The organism is Ekhidna sp. (assembly GCF_965247405.1).
Taxonomy (GTDB): Bacteria; Bacteroidota; Bacteroidia; order Cytophagales; family Cyclobacteriaceae; genus Ekhidna.
Genome location: NZ_OZ252014.1, coordinates 3,995,737 through 4,015,242, shown reverse-complemented (window position 1 = coordinate 4,015,242; position 19,506 = coordinate 3,995,737). Strand labels below are relative to the sequence as shown.

The 19,506-nt window shown below is 42.2% G+C and carries 18 protein-coding genes and 1 pseudogene; 9 read left to right on the top strand and 10 right to left on the bottom strand.

Going from position 1 to position 19,506, the window contains the following annotated elements; genetic code table 11:
• Window positions 1-182 precede the first annotated feature (182 nt).
• On the top strand, window positions 183-773 hold the full coding sequence (locus tag ACP14Y_RS18520; RefSeq protein WP_424964385.1) for an EF-hand domain-containing protein: 591 nt from the start codon (window positions 183-185) through the stop codon (window positions 771-773).
• A 225-nt stretch (window positions 774-998) separates the two neighbouring features.
• Here the strand turns inward: ACP14Y_RS18520 and ACP14Y_RS18515 are convergent, their stop codons facing one another.
• Window positions 999-1,715: a hypothetical protein gene (locus tag ACP14Y_RS18515; RefSeq protein WP_424964384.1), complete on the bottom strand. Its 717-nt coding sequence runs from the start codon at window positions 1,713-1,715 to the stop codon at window positions 999-1,001.
• Between the two features lie 80 nt (window positions 1,716-1,795).
• Between ACP14Y_RS18515 and ACP14Y_RS18510 the strand changes: the two genes are divergently transcribed.
• Window positions 1,796-3,151 (top strand): transglutaminase-like domain-containing protein, encoded by a 1,356-nt coding sequence (locus ACP14Y_RS18510; protein ID WP_424964383.1) that lies wholly within the window; start codon window positions 1,796-1,798, stop codon window positions 3,149-3,151.
• A 7-nt stretch (window positions 3,152-3,158) separates the two neighbouring features.
• Here the strand turns inward: ACP14Y_RS18510 and ACP14Y_RS18505 are convergent, their stop codons facing one another.
• Window positions 3,159-3,404, bottom strand: coding sequence for a hypothetical protein (locus tag ACP14Y_RS18505; RefSeq protein WP_424964382.1), 246 nt, complete (start codon window positions 3,402-3,404; stop codon window positions 3,159-3,161).
• A 171-nt stretch (window positions 3,405-3,575) separates the two neighbouring features.
• Here ACP14Y_RS18505 and ACP14Y_RS18500 point away from each other — a divergent pair.
• Window positions 3,576-7,970 (top strand): annotated as a pseudogene (locus ACP14Y_RS18500) (DUF2341 domain-containing protein); the annotation flags it as partial.
• 81 nt (window positions 7,971-8,051) lie between these two features.
• Window positions 8,052-10,082 (top strand): LamG-like jellyroll fold domain-containing protein, encoded by a 2,031-nt coding sequence (locus tag ACP14Y_RS18495; protein WP_424964448.1) that lies wholly within the window; start codon window positions 8,052-8,054, stop codon window positions 10,080-10,082.
• A gap of 22 nt (window positions 10,083-10,104) precedes the next feature.
• Here the strand turns inward: ACP14Y_RS18495 and ACP14Y_RS18490 are convergent, their stop codons facing one another.
• From ACP14Y_RS18490 to ACP14Y_RS18475, 4 genes are all read right to left on the bottom strand, one after another.
• Window positions 10,105-10,494, bottom strand: a complete 390-nt coding sequence (locus ACP14Y_RS18490; RefSeq protein WP_424964381.1) for a response regulator — start codon at window positions 10,492-10,494, stop codon at window positions 10,105-10,107.
• 110 nt (window positions 10,495-10,604) lie between these two features.
• Window positions 10,605-10,943, bottom strand: a complete 339-nt coding sequence (locus ACP14Y_RS18485) for a hypothetical protein (RefSeq protein WP_424964380.1) — start codon at window positions 10,941-10,943, stop codon at window positions 10,605-10,607.
• A 172-nt stretch (window positions 10,944-11,115) separates the two neighbouring features.
• Entirely contained in the window at window positions 11,116-11,313 is a 198-nt protein-coding gene (locus ACP14Y_RS18480; RefSeq protein ID WP_424964379.1) for a cold-shock protein, read from the bottom strand.
• A gap of 40 nt (window positions 11,314-11,353) precedes the next feature.
• A complete protein-coding gene (locus ACP14Y_RS18475; protein ID WP_424964378.1) occupies window positions 11,354-11,548 on the bottom strand; it encodes a cold-shock protein in 195 nt (64 codons plus the stop codon).
• 454 nt (window positions 11,549-12,002) lie between these two features.
• Between ACP14Y_RS18475 and ACP14Y_RS18470 the strand changes: the two genes are divergently transcribed.
• From ACP14Y_RS18470 to ACP14Y_RS18460, 3 genes are all read left to right on the top strand, one after another.
• Complete coding sequence (locus ACP14Y_RS18470) at window positions 12,003-12,515, top strand: hypothetical protein (protein WP_424964377.1); 513 nt, start codon at window positions 12,003-12,005, stop codon at window positions 12,513-12,515.
• Window positions 12,516-12,639: 124 nt separating this feature from the next.
• Window positions 12,640-13,080, top strand: coding sequence for a PAS domain-containing protein (locus ACP14Y_RS18465; RefSeq protein WP_424964376.1), 441 nt, complete (start codon window positions 12,640-12,642; stop codon window positions 13,078-13,080).
• Window positions 13,081-13,214: 134 nt separating this feature from the next.
• Window positions 13,215-13,616 carry a DUF1987 domain-containing protein gene (locus ACP14Y_RS18460; RefSeq protein WP_424964375.1) on the top strand — a complete coding sequence of 134 codons (402 nt, stop codon included), beginning with the start codon at window positions 13,215-13,217 and terminating at the stop codon, window positions 13,614-13,616.
• A gap of 1 nt (window position 13,617) precedes the next feature.
• On the opposite strand, the gene ACP14Y_RS18455 is transcribed toward ACP14Y_RS18460, so the two are convergent.
• Window positions 13,618-13,869, bottom strand: coding sequence for a hypothetical protein (locus ACP14Y_RS18455; protein WP_424964374.1), 252 nt, complete (start codon window positions 13,867-13,869; stop codon window positions 13,618-13,620).
• 74 nt (window positions 13,870-13,943) lie between these two features.
• Here ACP14Y_RS18455 and ACP14Y_RS18450 point away from each other — a divergent pair, with 74 nt between their 5' ends.
• Window positions 13,944-14,453 (top strand): GreA/GreB family elongation factor, encoded by a 510-nt coding sequence (locus tag ACP14Y_RS18450; protein ID WP_424964373.1) that lies wholly within the window; start codon window positions 13,944-13,946, stop codon window positions 14,451-14,453.
• A gap of 4 nt (window positions 14,454-14,457) precedes the next feature.
• Here the strand turns inward: ACP14Y_RS18450 and ACP14Y_RS18445 are convergent, their stop codons facing one another.
• Window positions 14,458-14,727, bottom strand: a complete 270-nt coding sequence (locus tag ACP14Y_RS18445; protein WP_349567051.1) for a hypothetical protein — start codon at window positions 14,725-14,727, stop codon at window positions 14,458-14,460.
• Between the two features lie 254 nt (window positions 14,728-14,981).
• Between ACP14Y_RS18445 and ACP14Y_RS18440 the strand changes: the two genes are divergently transcribed.
• On the top strand, window positions 14,982-15,866 hold the full coding sequence (locus ACP14Y_RS18440) for a hypothetical protein (protein ID WP_424964372.1): 885 nt from the start codon (window positions 14,982-14,984) through the stop codon (window positions 15,864-15,866).
• Here the strand turns inward: ACP14Y_RS18440 and ACP14Y_RS18435 are convergent.
• On the bottom strand, window positions 15,863-16,339 hold the full coding sequence (locus ACP14Y_RS18435; RefSeq protein WP_424964371.1) for a hypothetical protein: 477 nt from the start codon (window positions 16,337-16,339) through the stop codon (window positions 15,863-15,865). The two genes, ACP14Y_RS18440 and ACP14Y_RS18435, sit on opposite strands and share 4 nt — an antisense overlap.
• A 34-nt stretch (window positions 16,340-16,373) precedes the next feature.
• Complete coding sequence (locus ACP14Y_RS18430) at window positions 16,374-19,505, bottom strand: efflux RND transporter permease subunit (RefSeq protein WP_424964370.1); 3,132 nt, start codon at window positions 19,503-19,505, stop codon at window positions 16,374-16,376.
• Window position 19,506: the final 1 nt, after the last annotated feature.

The window sequence follows — 19,506 nt, the reverse complement described above, 5'->3', positions numbered from 1 at the left end:
TTGTCGATGTTTAATTAAAGGTAATCAAAAGGCGTTAAGTCCATTACTTGATGATGAACTCTCTATAAAAAATGATAGAACGAAATCTTTGATCCTATAGTGGGCTAATTTTGGCAATTGGACTAAAAAGGTCTTAAGATTTGACTTCTCTTTGATAGATTAGGCAATGTAAATCATCAATCGTGCTACTCGAAGACACCATAAAAAAGTGGATTTTCTTTTTCTACGTACTGGACAGCAACCGGGACGGAGTGCTGGAGCCAAGAGACTTTGACGAGTTACTGGATCGCCTGTATGATTGTCGCAAAGGTCTCTTTAGCAATGCAGAGAAGAATTATCTCCGATACATGACCATCAAGAACTTTGATCGTCTGCTAATGGAATCAGATGGTAAGGGACGTAAAATCACCGTACATGAATGGGTTCGGATTATCAAACGTTCAAATGAGGGTGAGGAAAAGTCTTACTTTATTCGATGGTTTTCAGCGTCGGCAGTGAGGTTTCTGTTTGACCTGTGCGACCACAATAAAGATGGCTTCATTGATTTTGATGAGTTTGAAAGCCTTTACCAAATTCTTGGACTGAAGCGTGGGAATATCATCAATGCTTTTAAACAGCTGGACATCAACCGAGATGGGCGACTGAGCAAAATAGAAATGTACGATGCAATCAATGGGTTTTTCTCAGATAGCAATGCGACAATGAATCTCAATGTCTTTGGACAACATCAAACCCTGAGCAACGATTATGTCCAGAAGATGATTGCTGCTTGATATATAGCAGCAAAATTGTTAGATGGACGTATATTTATACAGGTCAATCATAGTGTTTCATGAAATAATAAGATATCGCTGATTCTTTTTTTCTATGAATTAAACAGTAGTGAGGAACCAGTCTTTAAGCATTCAAGCACAAGCATGGAAAGAAATAGAAGTTTATGAATAAGTCATCTACCTTAAAAGTTTTTATGACTCGATAACTTACAAAATCAAATACTATCAGGATTTAAAAAAAGTTTGTACAAAAGATATCCACCAATCAGCCTTTCCTAATGGGATTATGACAAAGGATAACAAATTTGCAATTCCTGCAGCAATTAATGCTGGATGAGCCTTTTTAACTCTAAACATTACCACTACCAATGACAAAATGATGAGAGGTGTGGTAAGCATAGCCATATTTGCAAAGTGGGTGATGTTATCCAAAAAAACCAATGGAATCAGCGCCATTCTGGCAAGAGCCGGCATCAATGCCCAGAATACGGTAGAAATCATCCATAAGGCATGATCATCAACATTCCTGGACTTTTTTATAGCGATAATCACACTTACACCAAATCCTGCAATAGCTACAAAATCGAATAGTGAAACCCCATAAAGAAAAAAAGGCGGAGCAATCTGAGATAGCTGACCACTGGCTTCCTGAGCCATAGCGCCTGATATGTTACCTGGTATCATTGCCAAACCAGAAGCAACGACCATTCCTGCAAGAAATACTCCTAAAACCCCATACTTTTTATGTTTTTGGATTTCCTTTTTTCTAATCAAATAAGGTTGATAAATCACAATAGCATACCAAAAAGTAGCCGATAATCCATGAATGTGGTGACCAAACTTAGCATTGGCGAATTGCAAATAATAGGACGGTAAAAAGCCAATGATTGCGATCGCAAAGGGTATCAACAACCACTTATGCGCATTTTTATAGGTATCCATATCAAAGCGAATATAAAAATTTCTCAATAGCATCAGGATTGTTTACTTTTTCCTTCATGGAAACGTTTGACCCAATTCCTATGAAGAGTATATTCTTTTATGCGCTCAACTTATATTGCTTTGTTTTCATCTTTGGAGGATGCACATCTCCTGATAAAACCCAACATCAATCGAATCAGATAAAAAAGGTAAGCATCCAGGATGTTGATCGTGGTATTCGAGCGCATATTGAAAGGGAAGTGACATCCAATGATGGCTATTTCAATTACAAGGGAGATACTTCGGCACTGAGCCTTAAACTGGTGCGAGTGCATACGGAGTATTTATCCGTACTTGGCCCTAATGAATTTTTTGCATGTGTTGACCTGGCCACTGCGGATGGTGATGTCTACGATGTTGACTTCTTCCTGAAAGGAACAGCTGATAGCATGGAAGTGACACGCACCAACCTACACAAGCTCAACGGTAAACCATATTACACATGGAAGCAGGCGAAAGACAAAACCTGGTTTACGGTTCCAGTTAAAAATGCATCCAACGACCTCCTTGGAGTCATCGAAGGGCAGGATCGGTTTACCTTCACTTATGAAGTGATCCTATCTGAAATCACAGAAAAATCCCGGCTATGGCTACCCCTGGCACAAAGTGATCGGTTTCAGCAAATAAACTCTCGTGAAATAAATAGCCCTGCAGATTATCAAATTATTAGGGAGGCAGAAAACGGTAACGAAATCCTATTTGTAGAACTAATTCCTGAGCATAGCAACCAAAAGATAACAGTGACCTATGACCTTATCCGTGAGGAGAAAAACCCGTACCGTGATGATAAAATTAATCTGGATCAGTACCTGGGCAGTACACCCCTGATCCCATTAACCGATCGATTTGCAACCATCGCACAGGAAACCATCGCAGAAAGAAATGCAAATACACCACTCACAGAAGCAAGAGCACTTTACGATTACATCATTGACAATATGAGGTATGCAAAACAGGGCACCTATGGTACCGGTGATGCCAACTATGCCTGTGATAGTAAATCTGGAAACTGTACAGAGTTTCATTCCTTATTTATCGCACTAGCAAGGTCTGTAGGAATTCCAGCACGGTTTGCAGTAGGAGCCTCTATCCCATCAGAAAGAGATGAAGGTGGAGTGAATGGCTATCACTGTTGGGCGGAATTTTATGCCGAGGGCAAATGGTGGCCAGTAGATATTAGCGAAGCAAACAAGTACACCCCTCTGGCTACCTATTACTTCGGACATCATCCCGCCAATAGAATTGAGTTAAGCAAAGGACGAAATCTGGAATTTAGCCCGGGACCCGCCTCAGGCCCAATCCCTTTTCTTGCTTATCCCTTGCTAGAAATAAACGGAGAATTTGCCACCGTGAAGACAACATTCTCGTTTATTAGAAAGCGAAATACCTCTAGTTAAAAGAGGATTATTCACTATCCTCTTCGGTCGCTGTATCTGATTCGGTCGCTGTACTGTCAGATGCTGCTTCATCCCCACTCGGATGCTCACCGGATGGGTGTTCTTCCGCTGATTCCTCAGCAGCTTCTTCCGTTTGATCTTCATCTCCTTCGGATTGTTTCCCTCCGGTACATGAAGTGATCGTGCTTGCAGTAAAAAGGACAGCCAATGCCATCGCAAAAAGTGGCTTTAAAATTTTGGTTAGCTTTTTCATGGTTTAAAATAATAGGATCGTTCTAAATCAAGCAGTAAGCTAATGGTATTTTGATCCAATTAGAAATGAATTAATCATAATCTGCGATGGATCAAACTTTCAGCATTCATCGAATAAAGTAAGGTTTTTCTTAAAATAATACTATCTTAATGGGAGATTACCGTTACTACTATGCTGTGCTCCCCATCCAACTCCAGGGTATTCCTTGCTGGGTTACTCTTGTTATCAATACAAGCTATTCAAGCTCAAACCTGGCTATCAGGCTATGAATATCGTAAAGAAATCACACTGGATGGCACGCTGATAAGCGGAAGTCACACAGATTTTCCGATCCTGTATGAGATTGCCTCTGATGCTCAGCTGGCTGCAAGTGCCCGAACAGACGGGTTTGATATTGTTTTCACGGATGATGATGGCGTCACCATGCTCGATCATGAGTTGATGTCATATACCAGTGGCACAGGTGCCTATCGGGGATATGTTAAAGCTGACCTTACCAACGCTACAGACAAGACCATCTACATGTATTATGGAAATAGTGGTGCATCAACAGACCCATCTTCTGCCAATACGTGGGATGGTAATTTTCAAGCGGTTCTTCACCTTCAAGAGTCAGGTAATGGTTCTACCGACGAGTTTATTGACTCTTCTCCAAATGCCGTCCATGGGACAGGTGGTGGATTACCAAATAGTGGAAACAGTGGCTCAACGCCTACTCAAACCACAGGAAAATTCGGATCTGCACAAGATTTTGATGGAACGGATGATCGTATCCGATTGCAAGCAATCGACGATGATTCGTGGACGGCTTTTACCGTACAGGTATGGGTCAACCCGGATGACACTGGAGATGATCGGATCTTTGGCAAATGCTGGGGAACAGGCACGGATGATGAAACCTGGTTACTTAGACAGACTGGAGGTGTAATAGGTAGCAGAACGAATGTTAATAACGGAGGTGCCGATGCGGACGCCACAGTCGATGATGATGATAATCCTGTTGCTTACAATACCGGAACGTGGTACTTAGCCACATATACCTGGGATGCATCTGACAATACGGTTCGTGTTTATCTCAATGGTACAGAGGTGGCATCTGGTGCTCTTACAGGTACCAACCTGACACTCAATGCCGAACCAGGGGAAACGAATTTTGCTACGATTGGAAATATTCCTGGAGGTGGCAGAGACTTTGATGGTCAGCTTCAAGAAGCTCGAGTATCTGACATTGCTCGCTCAGCGAACTGGATTTTAACCCAATTCAATATTGAAGATGACCCCACAGGATTTGTAACTACCGTAGGTACAGAAGAACAATGTGGAAGTCCGGTACCTGAAGGTGGTACAGCATCCGCAGATGAGAGTACCATCCGGTCTGGAGAGTCAACGACTATTACCCTAACAGGCAATAGCACAACCCCACTGCAATGGCAATCTTCCACGGATAACATCAGCTTTTCAGATATCGGCGGACAAACAAGTGCAACCTTAAATACCGGTGTTTTAACCGCCACTACCTATTACAGGGTGAAGGTAGGATCTGCCTCATGTCAGGTATTATCAACAACAGCTACCGTAACGGTCCTCCCTCCTTTTGCCAGTGGGTATTGCTACCGAAAAAAAGTAACCATTGATAGCGACCAGGTAGGTGGTAGTGCGGATTTAACCAACTTCCCTGTACTCATAAGTGTTACCGACCCTGACTTGCGTACCATAGCAAATGGTGGTAATGTGGAAGATGGAAGCGGGTATGACATTACATTCACGACTTCCGATGGCACCACTGGACTAAATCATGAAATTATCTCTTTCACGGCCTCCAATGGAGCATTTGAAGCATGGGTAAATGTGCCTACCGTATCATATAATTCAGATACGGAGATCTACATGTACTATGGGAACACAGGGGTATCCGGAGACCCATCCACTACAGCTACCTGGAATAGTGACTATGTGGCTATATGGCACCTGGAAGAAGACCCCAACGGAGATGTGGCAGGATCGATATTAGATGCCACCAGCAACAACAATGACGGCCAACCACAAGGTACTATGACGACTGCTGATTTGGTGACGGGTCAAATTGGAAATGCGATTGATCTCGATGGTACCGACGATTATATAACCGTTCCGGATGCCGCAAGCCTGCGTGTAACAGACAATACGATCACACTGAGTGCCTGGGTAGATACGGAAGGTGATCTGGACAATGATGAGGGTTTTATTCTAAAAGGCGCCAACAACGATGAGAGCTACATGCTGGGCACAAATGATGCTGGAGCGAGCAATGAACAGATTCGGGGCAGAATCAACAACAGTGGTAATAACTTTCAGGGTGGCACTGTTCCAACCACCTCATGGGCATACGCAGTGGTGGTTTATGATGGTTCCAATGTGATAGGATATGTAAACGGAGTGCAGCAATTCAGCAACGCTTTTTCTACTAATATCGACAATAGTGTGGGTGAAGCGGTTCTTCTGGGTACACGTGCTGATTTAACAGGTACACGATTTTTTGAAGGAATACTGGACGAGTTAAGAATTTCTGAAGCTGCTCACACTGCAGGCTGGGTAGCGACAGAATACAATAACCAAAGTAGCCCATCTACTTTCTACGCATTCAGTGATGAAGAGTACCCACACGATGGAGGTACGGCTACTGCTTCTTCCAGTGAAATAGATTACAACACCAGCACGACCATTACATTAACCGACCAGGAAAGCGGTGGCACGATCCAATGGCAGTCATCTACAGATAATGTAACGTTCAGTGATGTTGGGGGTGAAACGACCACCACACTAAATACTGGTAATCTGACTACTACAACCTATTACAGAGCAGAAGTAACCGACAGTGGATGCGAAGCATTCTCTACTACAGCTACCGTAACTGTCCAGCCTGACTACCTGAGTGGTTATTGCTACAGAAAGAAGGTCATTATTGATGTCAGCCAGGTAAGCGGCAGCTCTGACCTCACCAACTTCCCAATACTCTTTAGTTCTACCGATCCAGATCTGAGAACGACAACCAACAATGGACAGGTAACGAGTACCAGTGGTTATGATATCAAATTCACTGATGCAAGCGGTACAGAACTAGATCATGAAATCGAAAGCTACACAGAAGGTACCGGAAACTTCATTGCATGGGTTCGTGTGCCTACCGTTTCTGCCACCGAGAACACTGTGCTCTATATGCACTATGGCAACTCTTCGGTCGTTACTGATCCATCGGTAACTTCAACTTGGGATAGCAACTATAAGGCCATTTGGCATTTCGAAAATGATCTGTTGGATGCAACCAACAACAATAATGATGGCGCAGAGGGTTCTCCGGGAAGCACAGATGATGAAATTGGGATCATCTCTCATGGAAGAGGTTTTACAGGAGTAAATAATGGAGACAGCTGGATCAGTGTCACCAATAGTGCCAGCATAGATACAGACATTACCAACCAGGTGACAATAGAAGCCTGGGCACGGTATTATTTGCCAGTTCCTCAGGATGCGCCCTTCATCATGAAATCTCCTTCGGTTAATCAGGAAAGATATATGTTGGGAACCGATGGGGGCACCAACCCCGCTGCGATCAATCAGAGAGTAACCACAGGCTCAGGACATTTCCGATATGACAATGGATCTGTGGACGCAGACTGGCACCATTTCGTGCTAACCTACGATGCAGACCTTGCTGCCAATCCTCGCTTAAAACTTTATGTAGATGGCGTGCTGACGGCATCCAACAATGCTGATGGAAACATTCTAAGCGACAACACCAATCCACTTTATATCGCCAGACGTCTGGATAACCGACGATACAGAGGTGTCCTGGATGAGCTTAGAATTTCCAATACGGCACGCACTCAGGACTGGATAGCAACGGAATACAACAATCAAAGTGACCCTGCTTCTTTTTATACCTTGGGCACTGAAGATTATAATGGAAGTGGTGGCACAGCAACCGCTGATAATACCACGATTGATTATAACTCAAGTGCGTCGCTTACCCTGACTGGAGAGTCCGGCACCATTCAGTGGCAAAGCTCAACGGACAACTCCACCTTTTCAGACATAGGTGGGGCCACTACCAATAGCCTGAATACAGGCAACCTGACTACAACCACATATTTTAGAGCTGAAGTAGATAATGGAAGCTGTATTGCATATTCCAATACGATCCAAATAACTGTCCGACCTGACTTCTTATCAGACTATTCGTTTCGTAAAAAGATAACGATTGATAATAGCCAGATAGCGGGCAGTAGTGACCACACTGATTTTCCTCTGCTCTTTAGCACCACAGACATAGATCTTGCCCAGGCATCAGGAAAAGTACAGGACGCAAATGGATATGATATCATTTTTGCTCTCGCTGATGGCTCCACATTGGATTTTGATATTGAAAAATACGATGGAACCTCCGGTGAATTCATTGCCTGGATCCGTATCCCTACCCTCTTGATAAATGCCGATACCGAGCTCTTTATGTACTATGGTAATTGCAATTATGCAGGAGGCGATCCTTCGGTTACAGCCACCTACAATGCCAACTACCTGGGTGTATATCATTTTAACGATGACCTGGGAGTGACATCTGTAGTGGATGATCGCACCGGAAATGCTAATGATGGCACAGCGAACGGAACGATGACCGGGGCAGATGTAGTATCAGGTCAGATTGGTGATAGCTTTGACTTTGACGGTACGGACGATTTTATCAATCTGGGAACCGCACCTCAAACCACAGGTGCAGGAACCCGAACCATTGAACTTTGGGCTCAGGTTGACGCTTTTGACGATGGGGGCGTATTCCAGGGAGGAACGATTGCAAACGACTTTTCATTACACGTAGACAATGGTACCAATGATAACTGGCACATTGAATACAATGGAAATGCAGATGAGTTTACCTTAAGTGGTAGCTCAAGCAACTGGCACCATTATGCCCTTGCTTACGATGGATCAATCGTTCAGCTTTATTTCGATGGCGTTCTATTTGATAATACAACTTCAGCTCTCACTACTGCAGCCAACAATCTTGAAATAGCACGCTGGAATGCTAATGTATTTGATGGTCTCATCGATGAAGTTAAGGTCTCTGATGTTGCCAGGTCATCAGGCTGGATCCAAACGGAATACAACAATCAAAACGATCTGGATAACTTCTATAACATTGGTGCAGAGACGGCCGAAAACAGATGGACAGGAGGCAATGGAAATACAAACTGGAATGAAGGTGGGAATTGGAGCTTTTGCTCCGTACCAGTTGCAAGTAGCGATATTCTGATCCCATCCGGACTTACTGATTACCCGGTATTGGATCAATCCAGAACCATCGGAATCTTAAATATTGAGACTGGAGCGTCACTGGACCTGGGTGGCTTCACTTTAACCATGGAAGGTGATTTTATCAATGATGGTACACTCACGACAAATGGCGGGACAATCGAATTTTCAGGTTCGGCGGAACAAGATATCACAGGAACCACCAGCACCACTTTTCACAATGTTGTAGTGAACAAATCCGCTGAGGCTGCAGAACTAAGACAAAGCGCCAGTGTAGGAAATCAACTCACCTTAACTGCTGGTAATCTTTCTTTAAATGATAATAACCTCACCATTCAAAGTAGCGCAACCATCTCAGGAGGAAGCAGTACGGCATTCATCGTAACGGATGGATCCGGAGAGCTATGCCAAAATGATCTGGGTAGTGGTGACGGAACACGCGTATTTCCAATAGGCCCGAATGCTTCCAGCTATAATCCGGTAAGCGTAAACAATATTGGTACGTCAGATGATTTCTGTGCTCGAGTAGTTACAACCATATATTCCGAAGGCCAGATTGGTTCCGGTGCACAATTAACCTCTGATGCAATTGATCGCACGTGGTTTTTAGATGAAGGTATAGCTGGTGGATCTGATGTCACGCTTACCATCGAGTGGGATGGTTCTCATGAACTGACCAGTTTTGATCGAACAGACATGTTTATCAGTCATTATAACGGAATGGATTGGGAAGTCTACGGCAGTGGCATAAGTGCCAGTGGATCTGATCCTTATGCCGCCTCGGTATCTGGTGTTGATGCGTTCAGTCCGGTCGGTGGTGGCTCCTCTCCCAGCCCACTTCCTGTAGAATTAAAATCATTTACTGCTCTACATACCGGTACAACGGTTGAACTTGAGTGGGTTACGGCATCAGAATTAAATAATGATTATTTCACAGTAGAAAGATCCCTGGATGGAGAAGATTTTGAATCGATATTGAAAACAGCAGGTGCAGGCTACAGCAATCGTGAAATCAACTATCAGGTTACTGATATTGCTCCCTATTTTGGTACGAGTTATTATCGACTCAGTCAAACTGATTTTGATGGATCAACCACACAATCAAGTGTGGTCAGAGTATCCTGGAACCTGGCAAAGGATGTCATAGTATATCCGAATCCAAACAAAGGTTCATTCAGGATCAACCTTTCCGGTATTGGGGGAAATGAAATAGTGCCAGTTTCGCTCCACCGGCTTGACGGAAGTAAACTTCATGACATATCTCTGCAAGCCGATAGCAATGGGCAGATTAACCAAATCATTCAAACCCCTACGCTATTAGAGACAGGTATTTATTTCTTAAACTTAAAGGTAAATGGAGCAATCCTTACATATAAGGTAGTCGTGGAATAGGTGAAAAAGTATCTTAAGTCAGTTACTTTAACAGTGTTTTCACCAGGTCGTTGATGGTTCGAAGTGACAAAGGTTTGGGCCTAATATCAGTTACCAATGAATTCTCATTAGCTAATTCCTGATCTCTTGGATCAATGGAGGATGTTAACATGACAACCTTATCCACAGCTTTGTTCCCATTCTGAGTGCCATAATGCTTTAATAGCTCCCAGCCACTCATTACAGGCATATTGATATCCAGTAATATCAAAGAACCTTTTTCATCCTCAGATCTACTATTTAGATAATCAAGGGCTTCCAGAGGTGATGCGAAGGTAATAACCTCATTCACCACGTTCGATCGCTCAATGGTAAACTTATTCAAGTAGTTGGTGGTATTGTCGTCATCAATGAGTACGATACGTTTTGTCATCTATCTAGAGCTTCAGCGGTCAATTTATGAAAATAGCAAACAAGTTTCGATTTTCAATAAAAAAGTGAAATTACATTAATCGCATCACTGCTTACTAACATACATCAAGTTTAGGTCTGATTTTCTACATCTACCACCAATCGCTTTTGGTTTTTTAGCTCTTCTTTCAGTGTGCTTATAAAAACAGGAAGTCTCTCCCAGAGGTCTTCATCCCTGGATCTGGGCATTACTTCAAGTACATTATTCATGGCCATATGGCCAAGACTGGAGCGCATGCGGTGTAGGGTGTTTCGGGCAAAAATCCGATCCCTTTTAAGCAAAGCATCGTTTAATTCATCGATGCTCGAATCCAATCCATCCAGTGTGATATGGACAATATGAAGAACCTGTTCGGCATCATCTCCGAGTAGATTGGTTAAGAAAGGAAAAGCATCTTTAACGGTTGTCATGCTGGCATAGGATCAATCAAACACCAAAGCTAAGAAACGAAACAATCTCAATATCAAAGTTTAATTATTAATGGATGAAACCCAATTTCTCATCCAGAAATAGCAACAGATTAACATAAAAAAAGGCGATTCTGTTGTGCAGAATCACCTTTTCATTAAAATTTATTTAAGATTAATCGTTGATCAACTCGACGTTTACAGCGTTCAATCCTTTTCTTCCCTGTTCTGTTTCAAATTGTACCATGTCATTTTCTCTGATTTCATCAATCAGACCATTGACATGAACAAATACGTCATCGCTGGAGTCATTTGGAGTAATGAATCCATATCCCTTTTCAGTGTTGAAAAATTTAACTTTTCCTTCTTGCATTGTAGTATTACTAATGTGGTACGAAATTGAGATAATCTGCTTAGTCGATTCGCTCGACGTTTACAGCATTTAATCCTTTCTTACCTTCCTCTACTTCGAACGCTACTTTGTCATTTTCCATGATCTCATGGATAAGTCCACTCATGTGAACAAATATGTCTTTTCCTGAATTACTTGGTGTGATAAAGCCATAGCCTTTTTCACTGTTGAAAAACTTTACAGTTCCTTCTTGCATTGTACTAATTGTTATTGATTACTAATTATTCTTAGCCTGTAAAAGCTTTTGAGACAACCATCCATTCACAATGGATCATTGAATAACATCTTCAATAATCAACCAACCATGCCAACCGCAATTGGGAGGGTCTTAATCATACGTTTAAAAAGGGAATTCTTAAAGGAAAGAAGCAATTTGAAACGAAAATCTGACTCTTTTGGAAGAGTCCGCTAACCTACTGAAGAGCTCATAACTTTTGCGAGCTATTGCAAAAGTACTACTTCTTTCTTTACAATGAAGATTTATTTTTAGACAATCCAAAAGGGCACGCAAAAATCTGACTTTAAAAAGCGCTATTAGGAGAATATTTCGAAAGAAAGCCTTTTTTACCCGACTAAACCATTCAATAATATTCTGGTTTAATCACTATTTCGAATAATTTTAGCATTAAATACCAACTTAATCCATGACTATGAGACGATTATTTTTTGTTTTCTTCTTTACTGTTGCTCTTTTCACTCAAGCACAAGATGAAGATATAGTGGCCATCATTGATGACCTGACTGTTAAGTGGGATAAACGTGCTGGAGAGCTTGGAAAATATACCGGCTTGAAATATTACTGTACGTCCGACAAATACCGCAATGAAACCATTGAGCTTTTGGATAAGATCCACCATTATGATACGGTGTTGTATCAGGTAGTGACTGAAAAATATAAGGACTCCAAGGACAAAGAAGCGCAAGCGACCATAGATGATATCCTTACGGTTGAGACCGAGTACACTACCCCGAATTTCAAAACCTTCCTATCAGAGGAATGTGCCAAATATGAAGAGGCCGGTGAAGAGTATGGAACACAGAGCGGTTCCAAGTTTTATAAGGAAGTTGAGAAAATCGAAAAAGAGCTGAATAAGTACATCTCAAAAATTACCGAACGAATTGATTTGATCGATGAGCACGTTCACCACTTGAAGCTGGATTAAAAATTTCCGAATGATACCTAAACAACCACGTGCGTAAGTGCGTGGTTTTTTTGTTTTGAATTACAAACAGGATTAAACTGTTTAGTTTATTTGAGCGTATCAATGTATATTTTTAAAGTGAATTATGGCTAAGACCCCTCACCTAGATATCGATCAACTCGATAACGCCTACCAAACAGGTGAAGAGGCATTTCATGAACTCATAGATGGTATGAGCATCGGCGTTGGAGTATATAATGCCAATGCAGCTCCGATGGATTGCAATGAAGCAGCCCACGAACTATTGGGACTATCAAAAGAACAATTTATAGGCAATAGCGCGATGGACCCATACTGGAAAGTGACCCATGAAGATGGTAGTAAATTTGAAACGTATGACTTTCCTATCATTGGCGCAATCACTAACTATCAACCAAAGCTGGGTGTGATAATGGGTGTGTCTCGCCCCCTACTCAATGACAAAGTGTGGTTAGAAGTAAATACTCATCCACATTTAAATCCTGACGGAACAATTAATTATGTATTCTGTACCTTCAAAGACGTAACGGACCAATATGATGATTAATTTTGCATCGAGTGACTAGAAAGCAAATCTTCATCATGCCGCTAGGAACTTTAAACGAACAAATACTACCGCTCACCTAATAGCTTTTTCTATTTGATCGGAATTTTGTTTTTTTATACTCCAACTAAAACCAAATGAAACCAATTAAGCTCCAGGCAACAAGAGTAACACCAGCAGTTTTGCTAGACCCTTCAAGAGGAGTATTTAAAATGTATGGCAGATCCAGTCCGGAAAACTCCATGCAATTCTATGAGCCCATACTTTCTGCGCTTTCCAATGATATCCATGGAGACAAGGTTGATGTGAGAATCAAAATGGAATATTTTAATACCAGCTCTTCCAAATGTATCTATGATATATTGAAGGAAGTAAAGCGACTGGAAGCGAAGGGTAAAAGAGTGATGGTTCGTTGGTATTATGACGAAGATGATGAGGACATGCTTGAAGCAGGTGAGGATTATAGTGATCTTCTAGATCTACCATTCAAGTTTATTGAGTATCATCCAAATGATCAATATCAGAGCAGGAGTGCCTGATTTATTTTATTCGAGTTAGCTCTGAAATTTCTTCAATCTCTATTCTAAAATTCCCGAACCGACTTCCGCCCTGTACAGTGATGGCAGGAGGTAATGCCGGAACAACGAGTTGTCCGTAATCCTTTGCTTCAGTCCCACTCACTTCGTGACTCATCAATTGCACTTCAATGGTATCTCCGTTTGATTTGACTAACTGGATCTTGGATCCGAGAGGAATCTCTTTTATTGCACGTGTGATTTCTTTCTCATTCATGATAGTTAAACAAATCAATTAGCGTCTTGTTTGGCCTGGGTAGGTGCTTATCATATCATTTGTAATTTTGAGTCATGAGCAGAGCTTTTGTAAATGAAGACAATCAGGAGGAAGCTCCTATTATACCACCACGTGCCCCTTTACCAGACGGTGTACCAAACTACGTAACAAAAAAAGGCTTTGACTTGCTCAAAAAGGAAAGAAGTCTTCTGCATGAAGAGATAGAGCAACTACATTCGCTGGAAGATGACAAAGACAAACGCTATAAGATGCAACTGGCTAAAGGAAAGTTGGCATTACTGGATGCGCGTATCAGCTCAGCTCGTATACTGGAGGTATCTGAAAATGAGACTGAGGAAGTCAGGTTCGGAGCAAAAGTGACTTTACGTTTTACAAATGAGAAAACGGAGCAGACACTTCAGCTTGTAGGTGTAGATGAAGCAAATGTGAAAGAACAAAAAATCGCATTCACGGCACCCATTGCCAAGGCAATTACCGGCAAGAGGATTGGCGATAAAGCAGATTTACAGCTTGGAAGAGACAAACGATCAATGGAGGTTATATCCATTGATTATGAGCTATAATATTTCAGTTTGGTCGTTCGATGATGTCTCCCCTGGTATTCATAATTAATTGCACATTCTTCACCTTATTATAAGCCAGCAGCTCATGAAAAGGACCACACACCACTCGATAGCCTCCAAATTCAATATCCTTATATGTTTTAATTCCTAAATCCCTCTCTAGTTTGTGAGCAAAAGATGAAGGAATGAAAATTTTCGTTTCCTCCCGGTTCTTTAAAGCTTCCTGAAGAATCATTTGAACAAGTAGCTTGGTGATGACCTGTTGTGCATTCATGGTATACATAGATTGTGAGTTAGTGATAATAATGGTTCTTAATGGTTAATTAAGTTAGGTCATTGTTCCGCTAACTGAAATACCCTAAATCGGGTATTTTGATAAACACCATATAATCGTCGGTGAAAATTCCATATTTTGCATTTTACCATCTTCTTTTTTACAAAAGCTGCATATTTTCTTAGGTTTTTTCATTTTCTCACTGGGTCTCTCCGTTCATAATTACGAAAAACTCAACAGGACTAACTCAACCCATGGCAAAGGCCCGGATTTATACATTTTTGTTTTCGGTAGTACTTTGGTGTATTGCAGAAAAAGCAATCGGTCAATACAAAGCACCATTAGATTCATCCTGGCTCTACATTCAAGTTAATAAGACCTTCACACCATCCGTTGAAGGATTTACCTACGATAAGACGAGCCCGCTTGGACGAAATGCTCAGCTCATGCGGGCAAAAACCTACGCCGACAAAAACAACACTGCTACCGAAAGTGGATTATGGATTAAATGTAAGAATCAGCAGTTCCTCTACAAGGATCAGTCTGTTTACTTAATCAAGAATGCAGGATGTGTCTTTGAAGAAGTAAGACCAGGGAAGTATGGTAAGAAGCTACGCAAGACCGTAAACACACTCAATAAACTCTACAAAAAATCAGCACACGCCCGTGTGATTATCGAGACCCTCCAGAAATCCAGAAATAAGTTCACCATTTCCATTGTAAAATGTACGGATAGCTACATGCTCGTTCCCATCCCAAATGGGCGATTGGGAGTTTTAAATAACAATGCCTATGCTTTTCAGGCCATCGAAAGAAAGCAAAACATTGTGGAATATGCTCCTTTTGATCAAATAGGCAGTGGTGCAGAAATACGCTGGGGACCTAAACACAAAAAGATTAGGTTGGCTCATGAGTTATCGCATGCCTATGATGCAAACTTTGGATTACTTGATGATCGTTTGATCAGGGTTTATGGTATTGTGATACCTGCAAGAGAAGTCAGAGCATTATATCACGAAAACATCATTCGGAAAGAACTGGGGAAACAGCTGAGGGCAGAACTAAAAAATGGAATGAGAGCGATGGTTGTTGATGGTGTGCCGCACACCTATCCCCTGCCAGTCCCAGCCAGGTATTAGTCTCTGCTCATTACCTCAATATTGCTGAGGATGTTAGTCAGTTCAGCTGTATCGATGCAATTGACATACCCTACCACATGATTACCTCGAATCCACTCCATCCAATAAGTACCGTCCCTTTCCTGACCTGAAACTCTGATGGTATCAGCTATAGATCGGTCAGTTGAGTAGGTATCGTTGTAGGCATTCAACCTGTTCTCATAATTGAGTACAGAACCATCATAGATATTTGATGAAAAATAAATAATGGAGCCACCAGGATGAAAGAATCTGTATTCACAATACCCGTGAAAGTCTTCGGTTTTCTTCTTGCGATAATTTTTGTCTATTGAGATTCTGATGGCTTTCAAACCCAATTCAGGTGTGCAATTCTTAAAATCAAGTTTGTAGGATCGCTCATTATTATCAGCTCGATTAACAGAAGCACAACCAATACATACCATTGCCAGAAACATGGGCAATAACCTCTTCATATCCTAAAGTTACTTTGTATTAGTATAAGATAAGCTAAGCTGGCTGAACCTTACCTTCTTCCACCTCAGGCAATGGATTTTTATTCACCGCTTTCAAAATATCATCCATAATCATGTAAAGGCAGGGAACAATGATCAAAATAATTGCGGTAGCAAACACGATCCCAAAACCTAGGGAGATGGCCATCGGTATCAACTGACGAGCCTGACGTGATGTTTCGAGGATAATTGGCGTAAGCCCACCAAATGTGGTGAGTGTAGTCAAAACGATAGGACGAAATCTTCTGACTCCAGCCTGCAGGATGGAGTTAAATGCAGGCAAATTCCCTCGGTTCTTATTTGCATAATCAATCATGATCAGCGAATCATTGACAACCACACCCGAAAGTGCAATCACGCCCATTAAGCTGACTAGCGAAAGGTCATAGCCTAATAAAATATGCCCAATAACTGCTCCTACAATTCCAAATGGAATAGCAAACATTACGATTAGAGGTTGAGCATAATTATTTAAGGCAATAGCAAGCAGGCTGTAAATGATAAGCATAGCTAAGGCAAATCCGCTCCAAAGTGCCTGCGTAGATTCTCTCATCTCAGCCTGACTCCCTTCAAAGGTCCAGGTAAGACCTGGAAAATCTGCTCGAAGCTGAGGTAACACCTCTTCTCGTATCGACTCCAAAACACGTGTTTGTGCATTGTCAGGCTCCACGTCCATCCCTACATTGATTACTCGTTTACCATCCCGTCTGTTGATGCTCGTAAATGTTTCTCCCTGAGTGACTTTTACAACTTCATTGAGAGGTACAATCGCACCACCGGGTGTTTGTATAACAAAATCTTCCAGGTTGTTCAGGTCCTTGCGTTCATGCTCGGGAAGCTTTACACGGACTTCCGTTTCATTTATACCTCTAAGCTGACGGATAGCCAGGGCACCAAAAAAAGCATCACGAATCTGCTGACCCACATAACCTGGTGTGAGGCCAAGACTCCTGGCTTCAGGCAGTAACTCAAACCCAAACTGAAGCTTTCCTTTGTTGTAATTATCATTGAGATCTTTTGTCTCTTTGTAAGGCTCCATTCGATCCATAAAAGCCTGACTCGCTTTTTCCAACACATTTATGTCCGGATGACTTAAGTCTACACTGATGTCCTGCTGCCACCCCCCCGGCCCTCTTTCTGCTTCAAAAGTGATCTGATCAACACCATCTATCTCTCCAATATTGTTTCGCCACAATTGAATAAATTCCCGGGCTGTCATGTCTCTTTGGTCTGGTGGTTTCATCACCACCTCTACATCGATGAAGCTTTTTCCACGCACGTTTGTTTTTACACCCTCTGCTACCTTATACAGATCATGCTCTTCAAACATCGCCATCGTTGATGTGGTGATCTGACCTGCTATTGCGGCAGCCTGATCGGTGGTGGTGCCAACGGGTAGTCGCACACCAGCTTCTATTTCATCAGCGGCATCTTCCGGCATTAATACCATACCCATATGCCCACTATATCCGTATCCTCCAATGATGAAAAGGAGCGCCAACGCTCCAGTTAAGGTTACATATCTATTTGATAAACAAGTAGATAGGAAAGGGCGGTAAAGTTTATCTATAAATGCATTAAATACTTTTGCTACTTTGTCCTGTACCCATTCCAGCTTCTTCACGATGTTCAGTGGGTTCTTCTTCGGTTTATGAGCCACATGTGAGGGTAGGATGAATAGTGCCTCAAAAAGCGAAACAGCCAATACAACAATTACTACTGCCGGCAAGGGCCACCAATACTTTCCGGTGGTGCCGGGCATAAACAGCAATGGCATAAAAGCAACGATGGTAGTAAGAATACTAAAGATTACCGGACGGGAAACATCCTTAGTTCCGGCTATTGCGGCCTCCATAAATGAATACCCTTTCTGACGATACTCGTAGATATTCTCTCCTACCACAATGGCATCATCTACCACAATACCCAATACAACCAGAAATCCGAACATGGAAATCATGTTGACGCTGACGTCAATCACAGGTAAGAAAATAATACCTCCAACAAACGAAATGGTCATTCCCATCATGACCCAGAATGCCAGGCGATACTCTAGAAAAAGTGTGAGAATAAACAGCACGATGACAATGGCCATCAATCCATTTTCGGTGAGTAAAGAAAGACGTTCACGGTAGTCATCTGCCCGATTGCCACTGATTCTAACGTTTATACCCGGAGGTAAAAGAGGCTCATAATCAGCAAGTATTCCTTTTACAATAGACTCTATTTCAAGCGGAGACTGATCGCCAATTCTAAAAATCTCGAGTTCAACGGAGTTCTGTTGATTAAACTGGCCGTGAAAGCCTTCCTCCTCAAAACCATCAGTAATGGTTGCAATTTCTCCCAACTTTACGGTAGCTCCAGATTGGGAAGAGACAATATCAATATTCGCAAATTGCTTCGCCCATATTTTTCGCTCCTGCATTCTCAAGTTGATTTCCCCTGCCTGTGTTTCAATGGCACCTGCAGGCACATCCAGGCTAGACTGACGAATGATATCAGCAACCTGACCGAGCGTGATATTGTACTCCAGGAGTTTGTCTCCGGGAATCTCCACATGAGTCACAAATTCCGGAACATTGCCAATCTCCACCTGGGTAATTCCATCATTACTCAAAAGGATATTTCTCAATTGCTCTGCAATTGTTCGAAGGGTCCAGATGTCTACATCCCCAAACAAGCCAATCTCCATCACATCCCGCTGAATCGCCTGAAGACTAACCCTGGGTTGTTCAATATCATCAGGGAAGGTTTGAATGCGATTGACGGCCTGATCAATATCCTGAAATGCCTTCATACGGTTGGTACCTACCACAAGCTCTACGGAAATTTGGCCTGATCCTTCCCTGGCAGTAGATGTAACTTCCTTGATGCCCTGTACGCCTCGAATGGCTTCTTCTACAGGAAGAATAATTCCTTCTTCAACCTCGTTGGGTGACGCTCCCGGATAGGTGACATCTACTTCAACGATATCCAACTGAAACAGAGGTAGAACTTCCTTTTGGATGGTGAACATGGTCCAAACCCCACCTGCCAGCAGGAGCACCATCAATAGATTTGCAATGACAGAGTTCCTCGCAAAAAAACCAATGATTCCATCCCTTTTTTCTCCTTCTTCAGCTGCCATA

Excerpts from the sequence above, each read along its gene's own strand:
- ACP14Y_RS18515 (WP_424964384.1), bottom strand. The coding sequence starts at position 1,715 with ATGGATACCTATAAAAATGCGCATAAGTGGTTGTTGATACCCTTTGCG.
- ACP14Y_RS18510 (WP_424964383.1), top strand. The coding sequence starts at position 1,796 with ATGAAGAGTATATTCTTTTATGCGCTCAACTTATATTGCTTTGTTTTC.
- ACP14Y_RS18505 (WP_424964382.1), bottom strand. The coding sequence starts at position 3,404 with ATGAAAAAGCTAACCAAAATTTTAAAGCCACTTTTTGCGATGGCATTG.
- ACP14Y_RS18495 (WP_424964448.1), top strand. The coding sequence starts at position 8,052 with ATGACCGGGGCAGATGTAGTATCAGGTCAGATTGGTGATAGCTTTGAC.
- ACP14Y_RS18490 (WP_424964381.1), bottom strand. The coding sequence starts at position 10,494 with ATGACAAAACGTATCGTACTCATTGATGACGACAATACCACCAACTAC.
- ACP14Y_RS18485 (WP_424964380.1), bottom strand. The coding sequence starts at position 10,943 with ATGACAACCGTTAAAGATGCTTTTCCTTTCTTAACCAATCTACTCGGA.
- ACP14Y_RS18480 (WP_424964379.1), bottom strand. The coding sequence starts at position 11,313 with ATGCAAGAAGGAAAAGTTAAATTTTTCAACACTGAAAAGGGATATGGA.
- ACP14Y_RS18475 (WP_424964378.1), bottom strand. The coding sequence starts at position 11,548 with ATGCAAGAAGGAACTGTAAAGTTTTTCAACAGTGAAAAAGGCTATGGC.
- ACP14Y_RS18470 (WP_424964377.1), top strand. The coding sequence starts at position 12,003 with ATGAGACGATTATTTTTTGTTTTCTTCTTTACTGTTGCTCTTTTCACT.
- ACP14Y_RS18465 (WP_424964376.1), top strand. The coding sequence starts at position 12,640 with ATGGCTAAGACCCCTCACCTAGATATCGATCAACTCGATAACGCCTAC.
- ACP14Y_RS18460 (WP_424964375.1), top strand. The coding sequence starts at position 13,215 with ATGAAACCAATTAAGCTCCAGGCAACAAGAGTAACACCAGCAGTTTTG.
- ACP14Y_RS18455 (WP_424964374.1), bottom strand. The coding sequence starts at position 13,869 with ATGAATGAGAAAGAAATCACACGTGCAATAAAAGAGATTCCTCTCGGA.
- ACP14Y_RS18450 (WP_424964373.1), top strand. The coding sequence starts at position 13,944 with ATGAGCAGAGCTTTTGTAAATGAAGACAATCAGGAGGAAGCTCCTATT.
- ACP14Y_RS18445 (WP_349567051.1), bottom strand. The coding sequence starts at position 14,727 with ATGAATGCACAACAGGTCATCACCAAGCTACTTGTTCAAATGATTCTT.
- ACP14Y_RS18440 (WP_424964372.1), top strand. The coding sequence starts at position 14,982 with ATGGCAAAGGCCCGGATTTATACATTTTTGTTTTCGGTAGTACTTTGG.
- ACP14Y_RS18435 (WP_424964371.1), bottom strand. The coding sequence starts at position 16,339 with ATGAAGAGGTTATTGCCCATGTTTCTGGCAATGGTATGTATTGGTTGT.
- ACP14Y_RS18430 (WP_424964370.1), bottom strand. The coding sequence starts at position 19,505 with ATGGCAGCTGAAGAAGGAGAAAAAAGGGATGGAATCATTGGTTTTTTT.